We start from the raw sequence: 21,014 nt of genomic DNA on the forward strand, positions 1-21,014 counted from the left end.
TCATGTTGTCAGAGTTTTATTTTTAATGAAAGAGTTATACCAATCGTATTAAATAACTGATCATTCTAGCTTGTGAAAATACCTGATAACTACATTAGATTTTTTGATTGTAGAATAACTACTTATCAAAAAAATCTGCCTTGTTATCACGCATTTTTCCTACGCTATTTCTGGCCACTTATTTATTGTGATTGGTATTAAATATCAGTGAATACTTATAAGCAGCTTCATTTAAGCAAGATATAGCTAATAGGTTGCATGCAGGGGAAACGATCAGTGCATAAGATAATTACCTTTTGAGCACGTGATCTGTTTCAAAGCCAATAAGTTCCATATAAAGTAAGATGTTATAAATAGGATCTTTTTTAGGTGGCGATATGGCTAACATTCTTCTGGTTTATTCAAGTGTTCACGGACAGACTCGCAAAATTTGTGAGTATATCCAACAGCAAGTGCACCAAACTGATCATCAAGTTACTTTAGCTGCATTAGATGATGTTAATGATTTATCAGGCTTTGATAAAATATTTATCGGTGCCAGTATTCGTCATGGTAAACATCGTCCTGCGCTGTACGAATTTATTCAGCGTCATCAGGTACAGCTTGAAACTAAGCCCAGCGGCTTTTTCTCGGTGAGTTTGGTGGCCCGTAAACCCCACAAAAATACTCCTGAAACCAATGCCTACATGCAAGCATTTTTACAGCAAACGGTTTGGAAACCTAAGTTACTTGAAACCTTTGCGGGTAATTTAGATTATCAAGGGTATGGACCGATGGATCGCAATATCATTCGTTTTATTATGTGGATAACCAAAGGCCCGACAGATCCCAATACTAAAGTTGAGTATACCGATTGGCAAAAGGTAGATAAATTTGCCCAAGCCATGATAGAGGCCTAGTTGATGGGCTTGAAGCAAGTTGGGCAGGCAATTTCATCGTTTCTGCATGCTTTAGTATTGTTATTTTGCGTAACATTAGTTTGTACCAGCCCCTGGATTGTGATCGGTCGTCAACTTAGAACCAATGCCAGTTTCTGGGATCAATTTCATGTATATGGTGGCTTGTTTACTGCATTGTTGGCCATGTTATTTACCTTGAAGGTGTGTGCCAAAGGGCAGTGGCGATTATTTTTTCCTTGGCTGATATTCGATTTTAGCCAGTTAATCTCTGACATCAAAGGGCTGGCTAAAGGTCGGCTTCCGGTATCTGGCGGCAAAGGGCTAATTAGTATTATTGAAGGCCTAGGCGTGATACTCCTGCTGTTAGTCTGTGTCACTGGCTTAGTCTGGTTTTTAGTGGCGCCGAGTGACGCGATAACTTGGCGTGATTACCATAAAGTGTTTGCACAAGGTTTTATCGGTTTTCTTGTGCTGCATGCTTTACTCGCCTTATTACATATTCGTGACTTTTTTGATTAACCTGCTATTTTAAGGGGCTGTGTGTAAACATGGCCTTTCATTTATTCTACTCCTCTTGCAATACCTTGCTGTTTTTCTTTTGCCTTCAAACTTTAAGTTTCCAATCCATGCTGGACAAATCTCCCTGACGAATAAGCTTGCACAAGTGGCATTTATTGCTAAAATTAACTGTGTTTTTATACAGTGGTTGTTATATGAAAATTATTCCTATTGCTGCTCGCGCTGGTGTAACAGGCTTTGAATCGCCAGCTGCTGAATATAGTCAATTAACGTTAAGTATGGATGAGCTATTAATCGAGCATCCAAGCGCGACTTTTATTGGTTTGGCACAGGGGGATTCAATGCAGGATGTTGGGATATTTGATGGCGATGTGATAATTGTTGACCGTCATGAAACTGCCCGTAATGGTGATGTGATTGTCGCCAATTTTAATGGTGAATTTGTTTGTAAAATTATTGATACCCAGCGGCGGCTATTATTATCATCTAATCAATTGTATCAAGCTGTGGTGATCCATGAATACGATGAGTTTAGCATTGAAGGTGTCGTGACCCGCTCGATCCGATGTCATCGCCAAAGCCCATTATTGGTTAATTTGTAATGTTTGCGCTTGTAGATGCTAATAGTTTTTATTGCAGTGCTGAGCAGGTATTTCGACCTGATTGGCGCGGCAAACCTATTGTGGTGTTAAGTAATAACGATGGTTGTGTTGTGGCTGCTAATCGGCAAGCTAAAGCGCTAGGTGTTGAAAGCTTTTTGCCCTATTTTAAACTTAAAACCTTATGTGAACAGCAGGGCATTATTGCCTGCTCATCCAATTATGAATTGTATGCTGATTTGTCGACAAAAATGATGGCGATTATTGGCCGTTTTGCCCCAGAGCAACATATTTATTCTATCGATGAGAGTTTTTTATCTTTCAAACATAGTTATCCTGCTATTTCTTGCTTGCGCACCCAAGGTCAACGCATTCGTCGAGCGGTTTGGAAAGAGGCGCGCTTGCCTGTTTGTGTAGGGATGGCAGCCACGCTGACATTGGCGAAAATTGCCAATCATGCCGCTAAAAAAATACCTGAATATCGTGGCGTATGTGTTATAGACGATAGTGTGCAACGACATAAAATATTGCAGCAGGTCGGGGTCGCTGATGTGTGGGGATTGGTCGGCGGCTCAGTAAAAAATTGGCCCTATTGAAAATTACCACCGCAGCCCAACTTGCCGCAATGCCGCCAGCGCTAGCGCGTAAACAGTTTAGCATTGAAGTCGAGCGTACGGTACGCGAGTTAAATGGCCAAGTTTGTAAGGTGTGGGATCAAGCGCGAGCCGACAAAAAACAGATATTTTCCACGCGTAGTTTAGGCGAGCGAATTACCGATTACAGCTTATTATTACAAGCATTAAGTAAGCATGTGGCAATAGCAGCCGCTAAAGCTCGTCAGCAAGGGTCAATGTGTAAGGCCATGCTGATTTTTGCCATTAACTCGCCTTATGACGAACGTCCGGTAAGTCGTAAAGTGGTGATTCATTTTGCATTGCCAACAAACTCAACTATTGAGTTAAATCAAGCAATGACTGCGGCCGCAGCACAATTGTATTTACAAGGGATTCGCTATTACAAAGTGGGTGTGGGGCTTATTGAGTTAACCCGTGCTGATTATCAACAACTGGACTTGTTTGCTCGCACTCGACATCAACCAGCATTAATGCAGGCATTGGATGGCATTAATCAGCGTTACGGTCGTGATACCTTATTTTTGGCATCACAAGGTGTTGAGCAAAAGTGGGCAATGCGCCGTGAAATGTTAACACCGCAGTACACAACCCAATGGCGCTGTGTACCGCATATTAGGTGTTAGTTTGTTACCTTTTTAACTTACTTGGCTTTTTCTTCAAACATCAAATAGTAGCTTTGCTCCATACCAAGTGCTTTGTAAGTGTGTTGTGCTGTTTGGTTTTCTTGTTCAACATATAATCTAAAGCTGGCTGCATCGCCTTTTTCTGCCGCGAGATCTTTAATGGCTTGATACAATTTGCCATAAATACCTTGGCGACGATTTTGCGGACGAATATATACACTTTGAATCCAATAATACTGGCATGCTCGCCAGTCACTCCATTCAAATGTCACCATTAATGAGCCAACAATTTCATTATTTATTTCAGCGACTAAGTAAAAACCTCGCTCAGGATGTGTCAATAACCCTCAACGCCTTTGGTTAGGGTAGCAGAATCTAAGGTGAGGTTTTCTGTTTCCATCGCCATTGCTTGGTTAAAGGCAACTAGGGCTGATAAGTCACTTAATTGGCCAGTTCTTATGTTCATTTTTATCTCGTTCTGATTAGGAATGTTGCTATCGATATTCGACTAAAGTCTACTATGCTTAGTTAGGTCTCTTTCGTTTTGTATTTGAAGGTGAGTTATGGCTAAACATTATCAATTCAGGGTTCATCGGCATCCTACTATAAAATTAACGTTATCACATACTGTCTTGCCAAAACCCATTAATCATCCGCTGCACTTTTGCCTGACATTATGTAGTTTTGGCCTGTGGGGCATTGTTTGGTGGCGATTAATTTTATTGTCGCGAGGGGAGTCAGGATTTATTAGTGCATTAGATGATGATTATTGGAGCTATTTAATTGAACGTGAGCAACCGCCAGCTGCACTTTATCGGATCAATATTGGAAAAGTGAATAATCATGCCCGTTTTGATGCGTGATTGAAGTTTGGAATAAATGGGTTCAATAAAGGCTATTTAAACTTGCACTTGCTTGCAATAACTCATAGCGCAAAGTTCTAAAACACTAATTTAAACAGCTGCGTTACATATGACTTGATTTTAGTAAACACTTATTTACCTTACTCCACCAATGGATAATTGAAATTAGTTCGACATTGCAGTAATGTGACGCCCAAGAAAGATAGATCTATGTCACAAACTGCATAAATTGATGGAGATAATTATGAAAGTTGCTGTATTGGGTGCTGCTGGTGGTATCGGCCAGGCTCTAGCTTTATTGTTAAAAACTCAACTGCCTGCGGGCTCAAAGTTGTCTCTATATGACATCGCGCCTGTTACTCCTGGTGTAGCGGTTGATTTAAGTCATATCCCAACTGACGTAGAAGTAAAGGGGTTTGCTGGTGAAGATCCGACTGCTGCGCTTGTTGATGCTGACGTAGTGCTAATGTCTGCAGGTGTTGCGCGTAAGCCTGGTATGGATCGTTCAGATCTATTCAACATCAATGCTGGCATCGTGCGTAACCTAATGGAAAAAGTGGCTGTAACTTGCCCTAAAGCATTAGTGGGTATTATTACTAACCCAGTTAATACAACAGTGGCAATTGCTGCTGAAGTATTAAAGAAAGCCGGTGTGTACGACAAAAACCGTTTATTCGGTGTTACCACACTTGACGTTATTCGTAGCGAAACGTTCATTGCTGAGCTTAAAGGCTTAAATGTTGCTGATGTAAAAGTAAACGTAATTGGCGGCCACAGTGGTGTGACGATTCTTCCATTACTTTCTCAAGTTGAAGGTGTGACTTTCACTGATGAAGAAGTGGCAGCAATGACGACTCGAATTCAAAATGCTGGTACTGAAGTGGTTGAAGCTAAAGCCGGTGGCGGTAGCGCAACATTGTCAATGGGCCAAGCGGCATGTCGCTTTGGTTTATCTTTAGTGCGTGGCTTGCAAGGTGAAGCAAACGTGGTTGAATGCGCTTATGTCGATGGCGGCAGTGAGCATGCTGAATTCTTCGCACAACCTGTTCTACTAGGTAAAAACGGCGTTGAAAAAGTGCTCCCATATGGCGAAGTTAGCGCATTTGAAGCCAATGCACGTGACTCAATGTTAGACACATTAAATGCTGATATTAAACTAGGTGTTGAATTCGTTAAGTAATTCAAAGTAGGTTAATGTCATTAAAAACGCGAGCTGTTAGCTCGCGTTTTTTTATGCCTAAACTGATCACTTACTGGCAAATTTAAGCTCACGTTTCAGGTGGGCATCGGCGGTCAATGAGTTTACGAATGTCTTTTGCTGTGCTTTTTTGAATGACAAAAATACTTCATTGAAGAGGAGAGCGTATTTGCTGCAAACATCGCTATTTCTTTCCATGATCGCTATAAACAAAAAACGCACTCAGATGAGTGCGTTTTAGTGTAGTCAGCTAACCACTATTTAGTGACGAAACATTGCAGAGATAGACTCTTCGTTGCTCACACGGCGGATCGCTTCAGCGAGTACTGCAGACATGGTTAATTGTGATACTTTACCCACTTTAAGCATTTCAGGGCTTAATGGAACAGTGTCAGTCACAATCACTTCATCGATAACTGAATTAGCGATGTTTTCAGCGGCATTACCCGAGAATACAGGGTGAGTTGCATAAGCAAATACACGATTTGCGCCATGCTCTTTTAATGCTTCAGCCGCTTTACATAAGGTGCCACCAGTGTCGATCATATCGTCAACGATAATACAATCGCGACCTTGAACATCACCAATGATATGCATCACTTGGGCAACGTTTGCTTGAGGGCGACGTTTGTCGATAATCGCTAAATCAGAATCATCTAATAATTTAGCAACCGCACGAGCACGTACAACACCACCAATATCTGGTGATACAACAACTGGGTTGTCTAGTTTCTTTGCTAACATATCTTCAAGTAACACTGGGCTACCAAATACGTTGTCTACTGGAACGTCAAAGAAACCTTGAATTTGCTCAGCATGTAAATCACAAGTAAGAACGCGATCAACACCTACACTTGATAAGAAGTCGGCAACTACTTTAGCGGTAATAGGTACACGAGCACTACGAACGCGACGGTCTTGGCGAGCATAACCAAAATAAGGGATAACAGCAGTGATACGACCAGCTGAAGCGCGACGTAGCGCATCAACCATAACGATCAATTCCATAAGGTTATCATTGGTAGGCGCACAAGTAGATTGAATGATAAATACATCCGCACCACGTACGTTTTCATTAATTTGAACACTGATTTCACCGTCGCTGAAACGGCCTACAACTGCGTCGCCAAGTTTGCAAAATAAACGATCGGCAATCTTTTCGGCTAGATTTGGGGTGGCGTTACCAGCAAAGAGCTTGATGTCGGGCACTTTATGAACCTCAGGTGTTTGCTTAAAATTAGTGGCTAAGTCAATACGTGTTTTCATAAACTGTTGACTTAGAAGATTGTTTCAGAGCTTTCAAGCCGTGCCAGTAATGGCGACGTATTGAGCCCTTTTGCGACAAAAGCTTTCATACCAGCAGGTAATTTTGCTAATACATCAAGCGCTTGTTGCGAATGCTTGAACTCCCCAAACACACAAGCGCCTGTTCCGGTCATTCTCGACGGCGCATATTCTACCAGCCAGTTTAAGGCATTGGCAACTTGAGGGTATTGTTTGATCACTAAGTTTTGACAATCATTTGACCAAGGTTTGGACAGTAAAGTGTCCAGTGAGAGTTTGGGGGTATTACGAGGTAAGTCGGCATGTTGGAAGATAGCTTGGGTTGATACATGCGCATCAGGTACGATAACCAAGTACCAAAGTTCGGCCGGTTTTACCGGTTGTAACTTTTCACCAACTCCTTCGGCGAAAGCCGCTAACCCATTGATAAACACTGGTACATCAGCACCTAGCGCGAGTCCAATCTCAACCAACTTAGATAATGGTAAATCGGTTTTCCAAAGTGAATTTAACGCGACTAATGTGGTAGCTGCGTCTGAAGAACCGCCTCCTAAACCACCGCCCATAGGCAGTAATTTGTCGAGCCAAATATCAGCACCGCCAGGAAATTGCGTATATCGTTTTAATGATTTTGCTGCTTTTAGAATTAAGTTATCGCTGTCAGGGACAGAATCAGCCATATTCGAGTGTAAACGAATTTCAGGTGTCTCGGTAACATGAAAATCTAAGTAGTCACAATGATCGATGAACTGAAATAAGGTTTGTAATTCATGATAACCATCATGACGACGTCCTGTGATATGTAAGAATAAATTTAATTTAGCAGGAGCAGGCCAGCTTTTTGATATGGGAAGTTTTGTTTTCAATTTACTTTCCTGTAGTTAACTGTGGCGTCAATGCCTGCCATTGGTTGGTTTGAATTTTAATTTGTACATCTGCACGCTCAATTTTGAGTTGCTTAGGCACCATTGCGCCACTTTGTTGCTGCCAGCTGATAAACTCGACTATCCAGTCTGCTTGCTCATCGGTGCTAATCAGCTGCTTCACTTTGCCTTGTGAATTATAGCTAACAACGTCATCGTTGCTGCTTATTTGACCGGTTATCCAGAGGGGAAGTTTGTTAAATGGGATAGTGATCCCACTTATTCCTTCTAATAAGTTTTGCGCATCGCGATCATGATAGGTTTTCCCATCCACTTCGAGTGATGCCATACCTTGAGTATTTTTGAGAGTAAGCACATTTGTACCCAGTACAGTGGTTAGGCGTAATTCATTACCTTGGGTATGATGGAACCAATATAAGTTAGTGCTAAACTTGTCACTGGATGATTTAATGGATATTTTTCCCTGTATTTCCCAGTTATTAGCAAGGCTAGCATCGCTAACCTCAACAGGTTGGTATGTCGGTGAAGGTAAGCTTGTACAGGCACTGAATAGCAAGATGATACAAATTGCCATTGAATATTTTATCTGAGAAAAACGCAACAAGTGATGCTCGTCAGTATGTAGATGATGCCACCATAATACTGGTCAAACTGATTGTTGTAAAAATGCTTTTTGCTATACAGTTTTAAGATGCTGTAACAATAAAGAAAAAATTAGATATATATTCGGTTTTGTTAACCCAATTGTGTTTTTAATTGGGCTGATTAAGTAGAATAGCCTAATTAACGATACCGAGAAGAACTTAGAACGAGTCAGATGAGCCTAGTAGCAATCGGGATAAACCATAAAACCGCCACGGTAGATTTACGTGAAAAAGTTGCTTTTTCACCAGATCGCATACACGAAGCAATGAAAAGCTTAGCCAGTCGCACTCGTACTGGTGAAGCCGTTATTGTGTCGACTTGTAACCGTACAGAATTATATTGCAATAATGCGGAACAAGCGGACATTATTGAGTGGTTGCAAGATTACCATGGCTTGACTCATGATGAATTAATGCCTTGTATCTATGCTTATGAAGACCAAGTAGCGGTCAAGCATCTAATGAGGGTGTCGTCAGGACTGGACTCGTTAGTGTTAGGTGAGCCACAAATTCTCGGCCAGGTTAAACAAGCTTTTGTTAAAGCCAAAGAGGCGGGAACTACCGCTGTTACTATTGATCGTCTTTTCCAAAATACTTTCTCAGTTGCTAAAAAAGTACGCACCGAGACAGAAATTGGAGCTGCGGCCGTATCTGTAGCATTTGCTGCCGTGAGTATGGCAAAACATATTTTCTCTAGTCTTCGTAGTACTAAGGTGTTACTGATTGGCGCGGGCGAAACCATTGAATTAGTTGCAAAACACTTAAAAGATAATGGTGTTGACTCTATGGTTGTGGCAAACCGTACAATTGAGCGTGCTCAAGCCATGTGTGAAGAGTTTAATGCAACGGCAATTACCCTGTCGCAAATTCCAGACTATCTTGCTAATGCAGATATTGTGATATCCTCTACCGCGAGTCCTTTGCCTATTTTGGGTAAAGGCATGGTTGAAAAGGCACTAAAACAACGTCGCCACCAACCTATGTTATTGGTTGATATTGCAGTACCAAGAGATATTGAAGCAGAAGTCGGTGAGTTAGACGACGCTTTCCTTTATACTGTTGACGATTTGCATAGTATCATTGAACAGAATATGGCTTCACGTAAGGAAGCCGCCGAGCAAGCAGAATTAATAACTGAAGAACACTCGCATGTTTTCATGGAATGGGTGCGTTCTTTAGAGTCTGTAGACAGTATTCGTGAGTATCGCAGCCAAAGTGTGGCAATTAAAGATGAGTTAGTAGAACGAGCCTTGAACAAACTCGCTCAAGGTAGCGACTGCGAACAAGTGTTATTGGAGTTAGCGAATAGGTTAACTAATCGTCTGATCCATGCCCCCACTCAAGCGTTAACGGCAGCAAGCCGTCAAGGTGATTTGAATACGTTAGGACAGTTAAGAGTTGCGCTCGGATTAGATAAAAACTAAGGTTAGCGAGCTAAATGAAAGAATCCGTTATCCGCAAGCTTGAAGGCTTGCTTGAACGTAATGAAGAAGTATTGGCATTATTATCAGATGCTAGCGTGATTGCGGATCAAGACCGCTTTCGCACCCTTTCTAAAGAGTATTCTCAACTTGAAGACGTCGTAAAAGGCTTTAAGGCTTTTCAACAAGCGCAGGAAGACTTGGCGTCAGCCAAAGACATGCTTGAAGAAGATGACGCAGAAATGCGTGAAATGGCTCAAGAAGAAATGAAAGCGGCTAAACTCGTATTAGCCCGTTTAGAAGACGAACTTCAAATTCTATTACTACCAAAAGATCCTAACGACGATACCAATGCGTTTATGGAGATTCGTGCTGGTGCCGGTGGCGATGAGGCCGCTATTTTTGCTGGCGATTTATATCGCATGTATAGCAAATATGCAGAAGCCAACCGCTGGCAGATGGAAATCATGAACGTCAATGAAGGTGAACATGGTGGTTATAAAGAAATCATTGTTAAAGTTAGCGGTGAAGGTGTTTACGGCAAATTAAAATATGAGTCAGGTGGACATCGTGTACAACGTGTGCCTGAAACTGAATCTCAAGGTCGTGTGCACACATCGGCGTGTACTGTGGTTGTGATGCATGAAGTACCAGAAGCTGAAGCTATTTCAATCAATCCTGCCGACTTAAAAGTAGATACTTTCCGTGCATCAGGTGCCGGTGGGCAGCACGTAAACAAAACCGATTCCGCTATTCGAATAACGCATATCCCAACCGGGATTATTGTGGAATGCCAAGATCAACGCTCACAGCACAAAAACCGTGCTCAAGCGATGAGTGTGCTTGCTGCTCGAATTCAAGCTGTTGAGGATGAAAAGCGCCGTAGCGAAGAAGAATCTACTCGCCGCAGTCTTGTGGCAAGTGGTGATCGTTCTGAGCGTATTCGTACATACAATTACCCTCAAGGTCGTGTCAGTGATCACCGCATCAATTTAACCTTATATCGGTTAAATGAAGTGATGGAAGGTGATTTAGACGCACTACTTGAGCCGATCATGCAAGAGCACCAAGCAGATTTATTAGCCGCGCTATCAGGCGACTAAGGATAAACTTTGCCTCAGTCTTCATATTCGACTATCGCAGAAGCCCTGCAATGGGCTTACTCGCAATTAGCTGCTACCTCTGAATCTGCACATGTAGATGCTGAGGCTTTGCTTGTGCATTGTTTAAACAAAACTCGGAGCTTTTTATATACTTGGCCTGAGCGTACCTTAAGTGTTGAGCAATTTAACCATTTTCAAGCTATGGTAAAAAAGCGTCAGAAAGGTATGCCAGTTGCGCATATTATTGGTGAGCGTGAGTTTTGGTCGTTACCATTTATTGTTAATGAATCAACCTTGATACCCAGACCTGATACTGAAATTTTGGTTGAGACGGCTTTAAATCTCAATTTACGTTTTAATGCCAGAGTGTTGGATTTGGGTACAGGTACAGGTGCTATTGCGTTATCGCTTGCCCATGAAAAACCAAAATGGCGCATTACCGCAATTGATAAAGTGCCAGAGGCGGTTGAGTTAGCGATTGCTAATCGTAAAAACTTACAATTAGAGCATGTTGAAATCATGCAATCAGATTGGTTTAGTGCGGTTAAACATCGTGATTTTGACTTAATCGTATCTAATCCCCCTATATTGATGAGCAAGATGAGCATCTTAATTTGGGTGATGTTCGCTTTGAACCTCAAAGTGCCTTAACCGCTGCTGAAGAAGGTTATGCCGACTTATATCATATTGCAGATAAAGCGCGTGAGCATCTGTTACCCGGTGGCTATTTGTTACTGGAACATGGTTACCAGCAAGCATTAAAAGTCCGTCAAAAATTGATTGAACTAGGCTATCAAAATGTCGCAACGGTAAGGGATTTTGGTAGTAACGATCGTTGTACTATTGGCACGTGGATTCAATAATCATATCTATTGGACGCCGCTAGTTTACTTGGTAAACTAGCGGCTATTTTGTTTTTGCCCAATTGAGAAAAATAATAATGGAAACGTTTTATAGTTTATACCCAGCAGTGAAGCATACGCATTTGATGTTTGTTGCATTAAGCGTGGCTTTTTTTGTACTGCGTTTTGGATTGCATTTACGTCAATCACCACTGATGGAAAGAAAGTTTCTTAAAGTGGCACCTCATGTAATTGATACTTTCTTATTAGTGTCAGGCTTTACACTTTGTTTTATGATCAAGCAGTATCCATTTGTGGATCCATGGATGACTGAAAAAATCATCTGTGTCATCGCATATATTGCATTAGGGATCATGGCACTCAAGTCAAACCGTAATAAACTGTTTAAGTTTTTTGCCTTTATGGGGGCAATCGGTTGGCTAGTGTTAGCGGCCAAGCTGGCTCATTTTAAACAAGTTGTATTAATGGGTTAGTAGATTTTTAATGACAAAACATCTTATGAAAGACGCTGTTTCTATTCCAGAAACAGCGTTTGAACTATCAGAACATTTAGGTTTTTCTCGTGCTCAACCAGCTTTATGGGCTTGGTACGAAATAGCCGGTTCAGTGTTAAGCCATTATGTGGTTGATCCACAATTACGGTTACAAAAACTGTTTTCATGGTTTTATCAAGATCTTGGCTTTCAGCCACGCGATGACTACTTCAGTGTTGAAGCTGCGGATTTATGTTATTGCGTGTTAAAGCGTCAGGGTAATAGTACAACCTTAGCGACACTGATCATCTTGTTGGCCAAACAATTAGATTTACCGGTTGATGCCGTATTATTACCTGGGCATACGATTTTACGTAGTTTTGTTAATGATGAGCTTAAATACTTTGACCCGTTAACCGGACAGGAAATGAATCGTCATCAATTGCATGTGTTAGTACGTGGTGAATTAGGTAATGCCGCAAAGCTAAAACCAAGCTATTTAAAGCCTGCTAGCATAAAGCGATTGATCAGTCGCATGCTGCACGAGTTAAAAGCGGGCTGCATAGTGAGCCAAAAATATGAACAAGCAATGGAATGTTGTAACTTGCTATTACAATGGCATCCTGATGATGTAAACCTAAATCGTGAAAGGGCATTTATTGCTCAGCAATTAGGTTGTATTAAGGTTGCCATGTCAGATTTGCAGCACTTTATTGATAATAGCCCGCATGATCCTGTGATTGAATTGGTTAAGATGCAATTAAAAGAATTGAGCCAGCTCGCACAAACCTATCATTAATGAATGGATGTCAGGCGCTAAAATGCCTGACAGTTCACACAGCGACACTTACATTGCATGATATGGTTAACCCTGTTTGAAAATCCAGCACACAACAATTAAAAACATAATAACAATAGTCATCATTAAAAATTCTTTAGCGCTTTGCGCTATTTACAATGCTTTTGCAAGGGAGATAACTGCATGACAACGTCTGCAATGGTCACGAATGACGCAACTGCGCTAGGTTTATTAGCAGCCATTCTAGGATTTGTGTTTTACACTAGCTCATCGCCACATCCGTTTTGGCAAAAATTCTATAAATTTATTCCCGCACTGCTTTTATGCTATTTCTTACCTTCACTATTAAATACCTTTGGGATTGTGGATGGTGAAAAGTCACAACTGTATTACGTTGCCTCTCGATACCTGCTACCTGCTTGCTTAGTATTATTGATATTGAGTGTTGATTTAAAAGCTATTTTAGGACTTGGTCCTAAAGCTGTGATTATGTTTTTGACTGGTACTGTCGGGATTGTTATTGGTGGGCCGATAGCGTTACTCGCGGTGTCTTTTATTGACCCAACATTGATAGGCAATAATGGCCCTGATGCGGTCTGGCGTGGCATGACAACGTTAGCAGGAAGTTGGATTGGTGGCGGTGCGAATCAAGCTGCGATGAAAGAGATTTATGAAGTAGGTGGCGAGATATTTTCTGTGATGGTGACGGTTGATGTCATCGTGGCTAATATTTGGATGGCGGTGTTGTTATTTTTGGCATCTAAAGCGAAAGAGATTGATACCAAAACAGGTGCTGACACAACAGCAATTGAACATCTTAAAGCGAAAGTGGAAAAATATCATGCTGAGCATGCGCGTATTCCTTCATTGCGCGATTTAATGATGATCGTAGCTGTTGGCTTTAGTATTACCGGTTTAGCACACTTAGTAGCTGATTTTCTTGGACCATTTTTTGAAGCAAACTACCCATGGACAGCAGATTATAGTTTAACCTCTAAGTTTTTCTGGTTAGTGGTGATTGTAACCACCATTGGTTTAGCAATGTCATTTAGCCCGGTGCGTCATTTAGAGGCTGCTGGCGCATCAAAAGTCGCTTCGGCATTTTTATACATCTTAGTGGCAACCATAGGTTTGCATATGGATGTGACTAAGATCATGGATACACCAATTTACTTTTTAGTGGGCATTGTGTGGATGTTGATCCATGCTGGTTTTATGTTATTAATTGCTAAACTGATTAAAGCGCCGTTGTTTTATATGGCAGTGGGTAGTCAGGCAAACGTAGGTGGCGCGGCTTCTGCGCCTGTTGTAGCAGCGGCGTTTCACCCAGCATTAGCACCCGTCGGTGTATTACTTGCGGTATTTGGTTATGCATTAGGTACCTACATGGCTTGGCTGTGTGGTCAGTTTTTACAATTTATCGGCGCGTAGAGCCAAGAGGAAGCAATGGAACAAAAAATTATTCAACTCGCTAATGGTATTCAAGTTGCCAATGACAAGCCATTCGTTTTATTTGGTGGCATGAACGTGCTTGAGTCAAGAGATTTGGCCATGACGATAGCTGAGCACTATGTTGAAGTTACTCAAAAACTTGGCATTCCTTATGTGTTTAAAGCCTCTTTTGATAAAGCCAATCGTTCATCTGTTCATTCATACCGTGGTCCTGGAATGGAAGAAGGTTTGCGCATTTTTGAAGAGATTAAATCGACTTTCAATGTGCCACTCATTACCGACGTCCATGAAGTTGCCCAGTGCAAACCCGTTGCTGAAGTGGTTGATGTAATTCAATTGCCTGCATTTTTAGCCCGTCAAACGGATCTTGTGGTGGCAATGGCTGAAACTGGTGCGATTATCAATGTTAAAAAGCCACAATTTTTGGCGCCACATGAAATGCGTCATATTGTGAAAAAGTTCAATGAAGCAGGTAATGACAATATTATCCTATGTGAACGTGGTAGCTGTTTTGGTTATAACAATCTTGTTGTTGATATGTTGGGTATGGACGAGATGAAGCAAAGTGGTTATCCGGTTATCTTCGATGCTACCCATGCATTGCAGCGCCCTGGTGGACGCAGTGATTCCGCTGGCGGTCGTCGTGCACAAGCTACTGAGCTTGCTCGCAGTGGTATGGCATTAGGCTTAGCAGGGCTATTTATTGAAGCGCACCCAGAACCTGATAACGCGAAATGTGATGGCCCCTGTGCGCTGCCGCTTCATCAGCTAGAAAACTATTTGACTCAAATGAAAGCAGTTGATGATTTAGTTAAATCATTTGAGTTTATTGATACCAGTAAATAGCCTTTTATCATAAATTGTTATCCAGTTTGATAACTAAGCATGATAGATTAAAAGCCCTGAATTTTCAGGGCTTTTTGTTACTGGCTGTTAGGGATTAGCTAATGTGGATCTTTTTTACTGTCATGGCGGCGTTTATGCAGGCATGGCGCAATGCATTTCAAAGCCAGTTAAGTCAAGATATTAAGGTTGCAGGGGTGACACTTGCTCGCTTTATTTGGGCGGGACCATTGGCGGCTTGTTACCTTTTAGGGCTAAATTATTGGCAACCCACGGCAATGCCTGATTTTAATCAATCTTTTTGGGGCTTTGTGGTTGGGGCTTCATTGATGCAAATTCTAGCGACAGGCCTAATGGTTAAGTTATTCAAAATGAAGAACTTTGCGGTTGGTGCAGGACTTGCCAAAAGTGAAGCCTTAGTTGCAGCTATTTTGGGAATGCTGTTTTTTGGCACGCAATTAAGTTTGTTGGGTTGGCTGGGGGTACTGCTTGGTGGTATCGCCATTATGTTGTTAAGTACTCAACAGGGGATTCAAACCTTGTCATTAAAAACCGTATTGCTTGGTATTGCCTGTGGCAGTGCCTTTGCGATGACCTCCTTATGGGTAAGGGAAGCGAGTTTACAACTTGATATGCCATTTCCTCATGGTGCCGCCTGGGTGTTATTAACCGTAATCAGTTTGCAAACTTTGTTGCTAGTGAGTTTTTTACTGCTATACGATAAATCGACGTTAGTAGCACTGTGGCAACGGCCTAAATTAACCTTATTGATTAGCATTAGTAGTTGTATCGGTTCGATAGGTTGGTTTACGGCAATGTCATTACAGGCTGTGCCTTATGTGAAAACCTTGGGCCAAATTGAAGTGTTTTTTATGATGCTTATTTCCAGTTTATGGTTAAAGCAAAAGTTGAAGAAAAATGACATGCTTGGGCTTGTGTTAATTGCGATTGCCGCAGTATTGGTGATGTGGAGTTAATCTTGGTTTGATCTGCTAATAAGCGATTAGCTAATGCCGTTATCAATCAACAAAACGCTATAAAGTCTTATGCATTGCCCATTTGGTATAAGGCGCTTATGCGATCAAGGTTGAGTTGATTTGCAGGGGTGACAATACCGTGGTGCTTAGCTCTGTTAACAATAAAACCACTGATAAACTCGATTTCGGTTTGCCGGTTCGATTGAATATCTTGCCACATCGACGAGATATTATTGGCGGTTAACTGGCAAACGGTTAACACACTTCGACAGCACTCTTTTTCATCTAAGTTAATCCCGTCTGCGCTGGCAACTAACACGCATTCACTAATCACCGCTTTTATTTCATCTTGATACGCATCATCGATTAGCTGTCCATTTGGGCATTGGTAATAAGCGGTTAACGGATTAATCGCGCAGTTAATGATTAACTTAAGCCAAAGCGCTGTTTGAATATCGCTTAGCCAACAACTATTTGGAATGGCATTGGTGATACACTTTTGAATTGCCTCATCTAGCGGTGCACCACAAAAGTGACCGAAACTGGTTTTGCCCTCACCGGTATGTTTGACATGCCAAGGGCTAATACGCAGTGCCCCTTGCGATGTGGTGGCAAGGGTTAAACCCATTTGTGGGAAGTCTTGCAGCAACTTCGCCACTGCTAAATGTGGTCCCATACCATTATGTAACAAGATAATATGGCAATCAGGCTTAACTTTATTGAGTATCGACAAGACTAGCGGATGAACTTGATAAGCTTTGACACAAACAATAACGACATCAATATTGGCCAGTTGCTCACTTTTAATATCTAAAAGCGACAATGTTTGAGAGTGTGGATTACCCATTAAGTCGGTAAAACTTATTGATTGTGGTTGTGCTTGGCGACTCACTAAATCAACCCTAAATGAGTGACTAAGGTGATGGGTTAAAATGTGTGCTGATAGCTGGGAAAAAATTAACTGTCCAATTGCGCCAGCACCCAATACGCCAATGTGTTTGCGACCCATAAACGACCCTTTTCCAAGCTGATTGAAAAATTAATGCTTCAAACGCAATTTTTTGTACTGTAAAAATGTAAAGTTAACTAAGTAAAATAAGGCGATACCGGCTAAGTCTGCAAGCATATCAGCAACCGAGGCGCTGCGATAAGGCAAACGAGATTGAATCAGCTCTATCAAGGCAGCATAACCTGCCAGCACCCCAACTAAATAATACCATTTAGGTTTAAAGGCATAATGAGCAAGAAAAGAAAGCGCAAAAAAACTACCTAAGTGACCTACTTTATCCATATGGGTAAATGTTTGCGGGTAGTTGGGTTTGGAGAAAACTAAGTAGCTAGTGACCACAACTGCGAGCAATAACGCCAGTTTAAAAGCATTTCGATAATTAATCACAAGCGTTACATCTGCCTTAAGGCTGTTTGAAAATAACCTTCATCATAAAAAAACTACCGCACAAAGTCATCTATATTCAGTCTAAGCATCGCCAAAAACCGACTTTTCACGTTAAAATAGCCCAATACATTACGTTTTAAGTGAGAATTCTTATGCCATCAATGGATATTGTTTCAGAAGTCGATAAAGTTGAGCTGCGTAATGCGGTGGATAATGCTAGACGCGAACTTGATAAGCGATTCGATTTTCGTGGGAAAAACCCTGATATTGAATTAAAAGATTTTGTGGTGACCTTGTCGGCAGACGATGATTTTACCTGCAATCAAATGGTCGATTTATTTAGAATGCAGTTGAGTAAGCGAAATGTTGATCCTTCATCAATGGAAGTTGATGATAAACCATTGCATACGGGCAAAACCTTCTCGTTAAAAGTTAAGTTTAAAGAAGGCATTGAATCACTTACCGCCAAAAAACTGGTTAAGCAAATCAAAGACAGTAAGTTAAAAGTGCAAGCGGCGATTCAGGGCGATAGTGTCCGAGTGACGGGTAAAAAGCGTGATGATTTACAAGCGGTAATGCGTCTCGCGAAAGAGTCTGATCTTGGTCAGCCATTCCAGTTTAATAATTTTAAAGATTAACTTTTTAGTTATTGGCTATGATTTCAACTCGTGAATCATAGTAAAAAAGACGGCTAGCAAAGTCCTGCTAGCCGTCATTTTTTATGGCGAGGATATTGTTATTGTGACAATTCCGGTGTTGTTTCTGCATCGGTTTTTGTTGCTGATTGAATGTTGGCGCGGTTAACCAATGCAATTAATATTAATACCGGAAAGCCGATCAAACTGGCGGCAATAAAGAAGTTAATATAGCCAAAGGCGTTAACATAAGTGCCCGAGAACCCTGCAATAAATTTAGGGAATAGCAGCATAATGGATGATAATAAAGCATATTGGGTTGCGCTGTATCCACTGCTGGTTAGGCTAGATAAATAAGCAATAAAGGCTGCGGTGGCAATGCCGGCACTGAAATTATCAACAGATATGGCAAAGGTTAAAAACGACACGTTGTAACCAATATAGGCTTGCCAAGCAAAAAGCAAATTAGTCAGCGCCACTAATAACGCACCTAAAAATAGTATTTTCATTGTGCCATAACGCATGATTAAAACACCACCAGCACCCGCTCCCAGTAAGGTCATAATCAGACCATATACTTTGCTTAAAAAGGCAATTTCCTCTTTGCTAAACCCCAGATCGACATAGAACACATTAGCCATAATGCCCATGACGATGTCGGATATGCGGTAACAAGAAATGAGCAATAAAATTAGAATGGCGCTTTTACCATAACGCTTAAAAAAATCGATAAACGGCAAGATACTGGCGTTATATATCCAGGCAAAACTTTTGGCAAACAGCGGCGGGTAACGCTTAGCAAAATCTTGTTGGAGCTTTAGCTCAATTTCATCAGCGGCTTTGGTATCCACTTCAGGTTCTTTGGCAAATAATGTGGTGATTAAGCCAACCCCCATTAAAATCGCCATAACAAAATAAGCGGTTTGCCAAGATTCAAGGCTATACGCTTGGCTATCGGGCGATACCCATGCGGCAATGGTTAAGGCTCCTGCAGTTGCAACAATCATGGCGCTGCGATACCCCACCTGATAAGCGGCGGCTAATGCGGCCTGCATTTTTTCTGGGGCAGACTCAATGCGAAACGCATCAATAACGATATCTTGTGTAGCAGAGGCAAAAGCCAATAATAGGGCGCATACCGCTAATCGCTCAAGGTTTTCAATCGGATCGCTAACAGACATGCCTATTATTGCGGCAATCAGGCATAACTGAGCGAAGATCATCCAGCCTCTGCGTCTACCAAACAGCGAGGTAAATATGGGGAGTGCCATTCTATCGACTAAGGGCGACCAAGCCCATTTAAAGGCGTAAGTGAGTGCTATCCAGCTAAAATATCCAATTGCAGCTCTGTCAACGCCAGCTTCTCTTAACCAAAAACTTAAGGTTGAAAAAACCAGCATTAATGGTAAGCCAGCTGAGAAACCTAGCAATAATAAAATCAGTACCCGTTTATGGTAATAAACGGCAAACAGGTCACGACAACGGCTGAAAATATCTGACATGAGCATCGGGGCAATTGAGTAATGACAAGTAGCTTAAGGGGTGGGCTTAAATGGTTCAAGCTTATTTGGCTTAGCTAGGTTATTTAACAAAAACCTTATGCTATTGAGTATAAGGTTTTGAAGAGTATTTAAAGCTTATAAAAAAGAAAGTGATAACATTGCTTTAAATTTATGGCCGAATGCCTATGCATAACTGAGGTAGGTTGCCACCGATATTGATGTAGTCACAGCATTCATCAACTTGCTGTCGTAAAAACTGGTTGCCGCGCAGCGCCCAGGCTGGCCACTTATCAAAACAATGCAGTAGATGCCAAAAAACCTTTTCAGTATCAGATTGAGGCACATTCATTGTTGGTGTCATTTCAGTTAAGTGTTGCCACTCTTCTAATACATCCCACATATAGAGTTGGATTTCTTTATAGTCTAATTGGTCTTCTAAAAAAGCTTTGCCATAATAAGCTAATTGCGGGGCCTTAGTCTCAATAAAATCATTCGCTGTCATCATAATAAAACGTCCTTGCACAATAAATGGTAACTGCTTAACTGGTAAATTAGAGTATAGATGCTAAATTCAAAAAAGACAGGAAATATGACAAAAATATTACATATCAGACAATACTTTTTTATTCAATAAAGTCATAGGTTTGGCACTTTTTTCTAGAAGGGTAATAAATAATAACTAAAGATTTTTATATTTTGTGTCGATAACGCGCTGAGTTGATCAAATGCTATGGAGATATTCAACTCAGCGGCAATCATGGGCAAATTGTCTAGCGAGCTAATAAGGTAGCTTTTTTCAATAGGATAGGTTCAACTGGGAAATCTGGCCAATTTAAGGTGGCATTATTTTCGGTAGCAACAAGTGACATGGCTTCTAGTACTTGCATACCCTCAACGACTTCACCAAATACAGCATAACCCCATCGACGCTTTGATGGGTCGAGTTTTTTATTATCTGCCACATTAAAATAGAATTGACGGGTTGCTGAATGTGGATCGTTATCGCGAGCCATAGCGATAGTGCCTAATCCATTTGATAAGCCATTACCGGACTCGTTGACAACAGGGTTCATTGATGGCAACTCTTCAAGTTTTGGGGTTAGTCCGCCTCCTTGTACAACAAACTCTTCAATTACGCGATGAAACAGAGTGTTGTCATAGTCACCTTTTACCACATAAGTTAAAAAGTTATCCACGGTGCGGGGGGCGCGGGTGCGATCTAACTCAACGACAATTTTTCCCATACTGGTGTCAAACTCAACCTTGGGATAGAGGGTTTCTTTTTGAATATCAATAGCAGCATGAGCGTTTAGGCTGCTGAGTATGATTATTGCCGCTAAGTTTATTTTTGCTAACAATCTATTGAACATGAAAAGTCCTTAATTTCTGTTTAGTTAGATGG

The 21,014-nt window shown here is 41.3% G+C and carries 21 protein-coding genes and 3 pseudogenes; 15 read left to right on the forward strand and 9 right to left on the reverse strand.

The window, feature by feature from the left end:
* Positions 1–377: 377 nt before the first annotated feature.
* The 4 genes and pseudogenes from hemG (at position 378) to HBH39_RS03680 (ending at position 3,275) form a co-directional block, all read left to right on the forward strand.
* On the forward strand, positions 378–899 hold the full coding sequence (gene hemG, locus HBH39_RS03665; protein WP_167675721.1) for a menaquinone-dependent protoporphyrinogen IX dehydrogenase: 522 nt from the start codon (positions 378–380) through the stop codon (positions 897–899).
* A gap of 3 nt (positions 900–902) precedes the next feature.
* Entirely contained in the window at positions 903–1,418 is a 516-nt protein-coding gene (locus tag HBH39_RS03670) for a cytochrome b/b6 domain-containing protein (protein ID WP_167675723.1), read from the forward strand.
* Positions 1,419–1,612: 194 nt separating this feature from the next.
* Positions 1,613–2,020, forward strand: coding sequence for a LexA family protein (locus tag HBH39_RS03675; RefSeq protein ID WP_167675725.1), 408 nt, complete (start codon positions 1,613–1,615; stop codon positions 2,018–2,020).
* Positions 2,020–3,275 (forward strand): annotated as a pseudogene (locus HBH39_RS03680) (Y-family DNA polymerase). Before HBH39_RS03675 ends, HBH39_RS03680 begins: the two are co-directional and overlap by 1 nt.
* 17 nt (positions 3,276–3,292) lie before the next feature.
* Here the strand turns inward: HBH39_RS03680 and HBH39_RS03685 are convergent.
* Positions 3,293–3,741: pseudogene (locus HBH39_RS03685) on the reverse strand (N-acetyltransferase family protein).
* Between the two features lie 97 nt (positions 3,742–3,838).
* Here HBH39_RS03685 and HBH39_RS03690 point away from each other — a divergent pair.
* Complete coding sequence (locus HBH39_RS03690; protein ID WP_167675727.1) at positions 3,839–4,138, forward strand: hypothetical protein; 300 nt, start codon at positions 3,839–3,841, stop codon at positions 4,136–4,138.
* A 244-nt stretch (positions 4,139–4,382) separates the two neighbouring features.
* Positions 4,383–5,318, forward strand: coding sequence for a malate dehydrogenase (gene mdh / locus HBH39_RS03695; RefSeq protein WP_167675729.1), 936 nt, complete (start codon positions 4,383–4,385; stop codon positions 5,316–5,318).
* Positions 5,319–5,597: 279 nt separating this feature from the next.
* Here the strand turns inward: mdh and HBH39_RS03700 are convergent, their stop codons facing one another.
* The 3 genes from HBH39_RS03700 to lolB form a co-directional block, all read right to left on the reverse strand.
* On the reverse strand, positions 5,598–6,545 hold the full coding sequence (locus tag HBH39_RS03700; protein ID WP_167679949.1) for a ribose-phosphate pyrophosphokinase: 948 nt from the start codon (positions 6,543–6,545) through the stop codon (positions 5,598–5,600).
* A 68-nt stretch (positions 6,546–6,613) separates the two neighbouring features.
* Positions 6,614–7,486 carry a 4-(cytidine 5'-diphospho)-2-C-methyl-D-erythritol kinase gene (gene ispE, locus HBH39_RS03705; RefSeq protein WP_167675731.1) on the reverse strand — a complete coding sequence of 291 codons (873 nt, stop codon included), beginning with the start codon at positions 7,484–7,486 and terminating at the stop codon, positions 6,614–6,616.
* 1 nt (position 7,487) lies between these two features.
* Positions 7,488–8,108, reverse strand: coding sequence for a lipoprotein insertase outer membrane protein LolB (gene lolB, locus HBH39_RS03710; protein ID WP_432280136.1), 621 nt, complete (start codon positions 8,106–8,108; stop codon positions 7,488–7,490).
* A 213-nt stretch (positions 8,109–8,321) separates the two neighbouring features.
* Between lolB and hemA the strand changes: the two genes are divergently transcribed.
* From hemA to HBH39_RS03750, 8 genes and pseudogenes are all read left to right on the forward strand, one after another.
* The gene (hemA, locus tag HBH39_RS03715) at positions 8,322–9,572 is read left to right on the forward strand and encodes a glutamyl-tRNA reductase (protein WP_167675733.1); all 1,251 of its coding nucleotides are present in this window, start codon (positions 8,322–8,324) and stop codon (positions 9,570–9,572) included.
* A gap of 14 nt (positions 9,573–9,586) precedes the next feature.
* On the forward strand, positions 9,587–10,672 hold the full coding sequence (prfA, locus tag HBH39_RS03720) for a peptide chain release factor 1 (RefSeq protein WP_167675735.1): 1,086 nt from the start codon (positions 9,587–9,589) through the stop codon (positions 10,670–10,672).
* Positions 10,673–10,681: 9 nt separating this feature from the next.
* Positions 10,682–11,535, forward strand: a pseudogene (prmC, locus tag HBH39_RS03725) (peptide chain release factor N(5)-glutamine methyltransferase).
* A gap of 77 nt (positions 11,536–11,612) precedes the next feature.
* The gene (locus tag HBH39_RS03730) at positions 11,613–12,008 is read left to right on the forward strand and encodes a SirB2 family protein (RefSeq protein WP_167675737.1); all 396 of its coding nucleotides are present in this window, start codon (positions 11,613–11,615) and stop codon (positions 12,006–12,008) included.
* Positions 12,009–12,018: 10 nt separating this feature from the next.
* Complete coding sequence (locus HBH39_RS03735) at positions 12,019–12,807, forward strand: SirB1 family protein (RefSeq protein WP_167675739.1); 789 nt, start codon at positions 12,019–12,021, stop codon at positions 12,805–12,807.
* 183 nt (positions 12,808–12,990) lie between these two features.
* Positions 12,991–14,238, forward strand: a complete 1,248-nt coding sequence (locus HBH39_RS03740) for a DUF819 domain-containing protein (RefSeq protein WP_167675741.1) — start codon at positions 12,991–12,993, stop codon at positions 14,236–14,238.
* Between the two features lie 15 nt (positions 14,239–14,253).
* Positions 14,254–15,105 carry a 3-deoxy-8-phosphooctulonate synthase gene (kdsA, locus tag HBH39_RS03745; protein ID WP_167675743.1) on the forward strand — a complete coding sequence of 284 codons (852 nt, stop codon included), beginning with the start codon at positions 14,254–14,256 and terminating at the stop codon, positions 15,103–15,105.
* A 101-nt stretch (positions 15,106–15,206) separates the two neighbouring features.
* Positions 15,207–16,079, forward strand: coding sequence for an EamA family transporter (locus tag HBH39_RS03750; RefSeq protein ID WP_167675745.1), 873 nt, complete (start codon positions 15,207–15,209; stop codon positions 16,077–16,079).
* A 67-nt stretch (positions 16,080–16,146) separates the two neighbouring features.
* Here the strand turns inward: HBH39_RS03750 and HBH39_RS03755 are convergent, their stop codons facing one another.
* Together HBH39_RS03755 and HBH39_RS03760 are read right to left on the reverse strand one after the other, a co-directional pair.
* Positions 16,147–17,088, reverse strand: coding sequence for a ketopantoate reductase family protein (locus HBH39_RS03755; protein WP_167675747.1), 942 nt, complete (start codon positions 17,086–17,088; stop codon positions 16,147–16,149).
* Between the two features lie 30 nt (positions 17,089–17,118).
* Positions 17,119–17,475, reverse strand: coding sequence for a VanZ family protein (locus HBH39_RS03760; RefSeq protein ID WP_244325735.1), 357 nt, complete (start codon positions 17,473–17,475; stop codon positions 17,119–17,121).
* A gap of 152 nt (positions 17,476–17,627) precedes the next feature.
* Here HBH39_RS03760 and HBH39_RS03765 point away from each other — a divergent pair, with 152 nt between their 5' ends.
* Entirely contained in the window at positions 17,628–18,113 is a 486-nt protein-coding gene (locus HBH39_RS03765; RefSeq protein WP_167675749.1) for a YajQ family cyclic di-GMP-binding protein, read from the forward strand.
* Positions 18,114–18,211: 98 nt separating this feature from the next.
* On the opposite strand, the gene HBH39_RS03770 is transcribed toward HBH39_RS03765, so the two are convergent.
* The 3 genes from HBH39_RS03770 to HBH39_RS03780 all read right to left on the reverse strand — a co-directional run bounded on the left by HBH39_RS03770 (position 18,212) and on the right by HBH39_RS03780 (position 20,982).
* Positions 18,212–19,612 (reverse strand): AmpG family muropeptide MFS transporter, encoded by a 1,401-nt coding sequence (locus HBH39_RS03770; RefSeq protein WP_167675751.1) that lies wholly within the window; start codon positions 19,610–19,612, stop codon positions 18,212–18,214.
* A gap of 169 nt (positions 19,613–19,781) precedes the next feature.
* Positions 19,782–20,114, reverse strand: a complete 333-nt coding sequence (locus tag HBH39_RS03775) for a hypothetical protein (protein ID WP_167679952.1) — start codon at positions 20,112–20,114, stop codon at positions 19,782–19,784.
* Between the two features lie 268 nt (positions 20,115–20,382).
* Positions 20,383–20,982 (reverse strand): peptidylprolyl isomerase, encoded by a 600-nt coding sequence (locus HBH39_RS03780; protein WP_167675753.1) that lies wholly within the window; start codon positions 20,980–20,982, stop codon positions 20,383–20,385.
* Positions 20,983–21,014 lie beyond the last annotated feature (32 nt).

Origin of the sequence: Shewanella aestuarii, assembly GCF_011765625.1 — a bacterium.
GTDB classification, from domain to species: domain Bacteria; phylum Pseudomonadota; class Gammaproteobacteria; order Enterobacterales; family Shewanellaceae; genus Shewanella; species Shewanella aestuarii_A.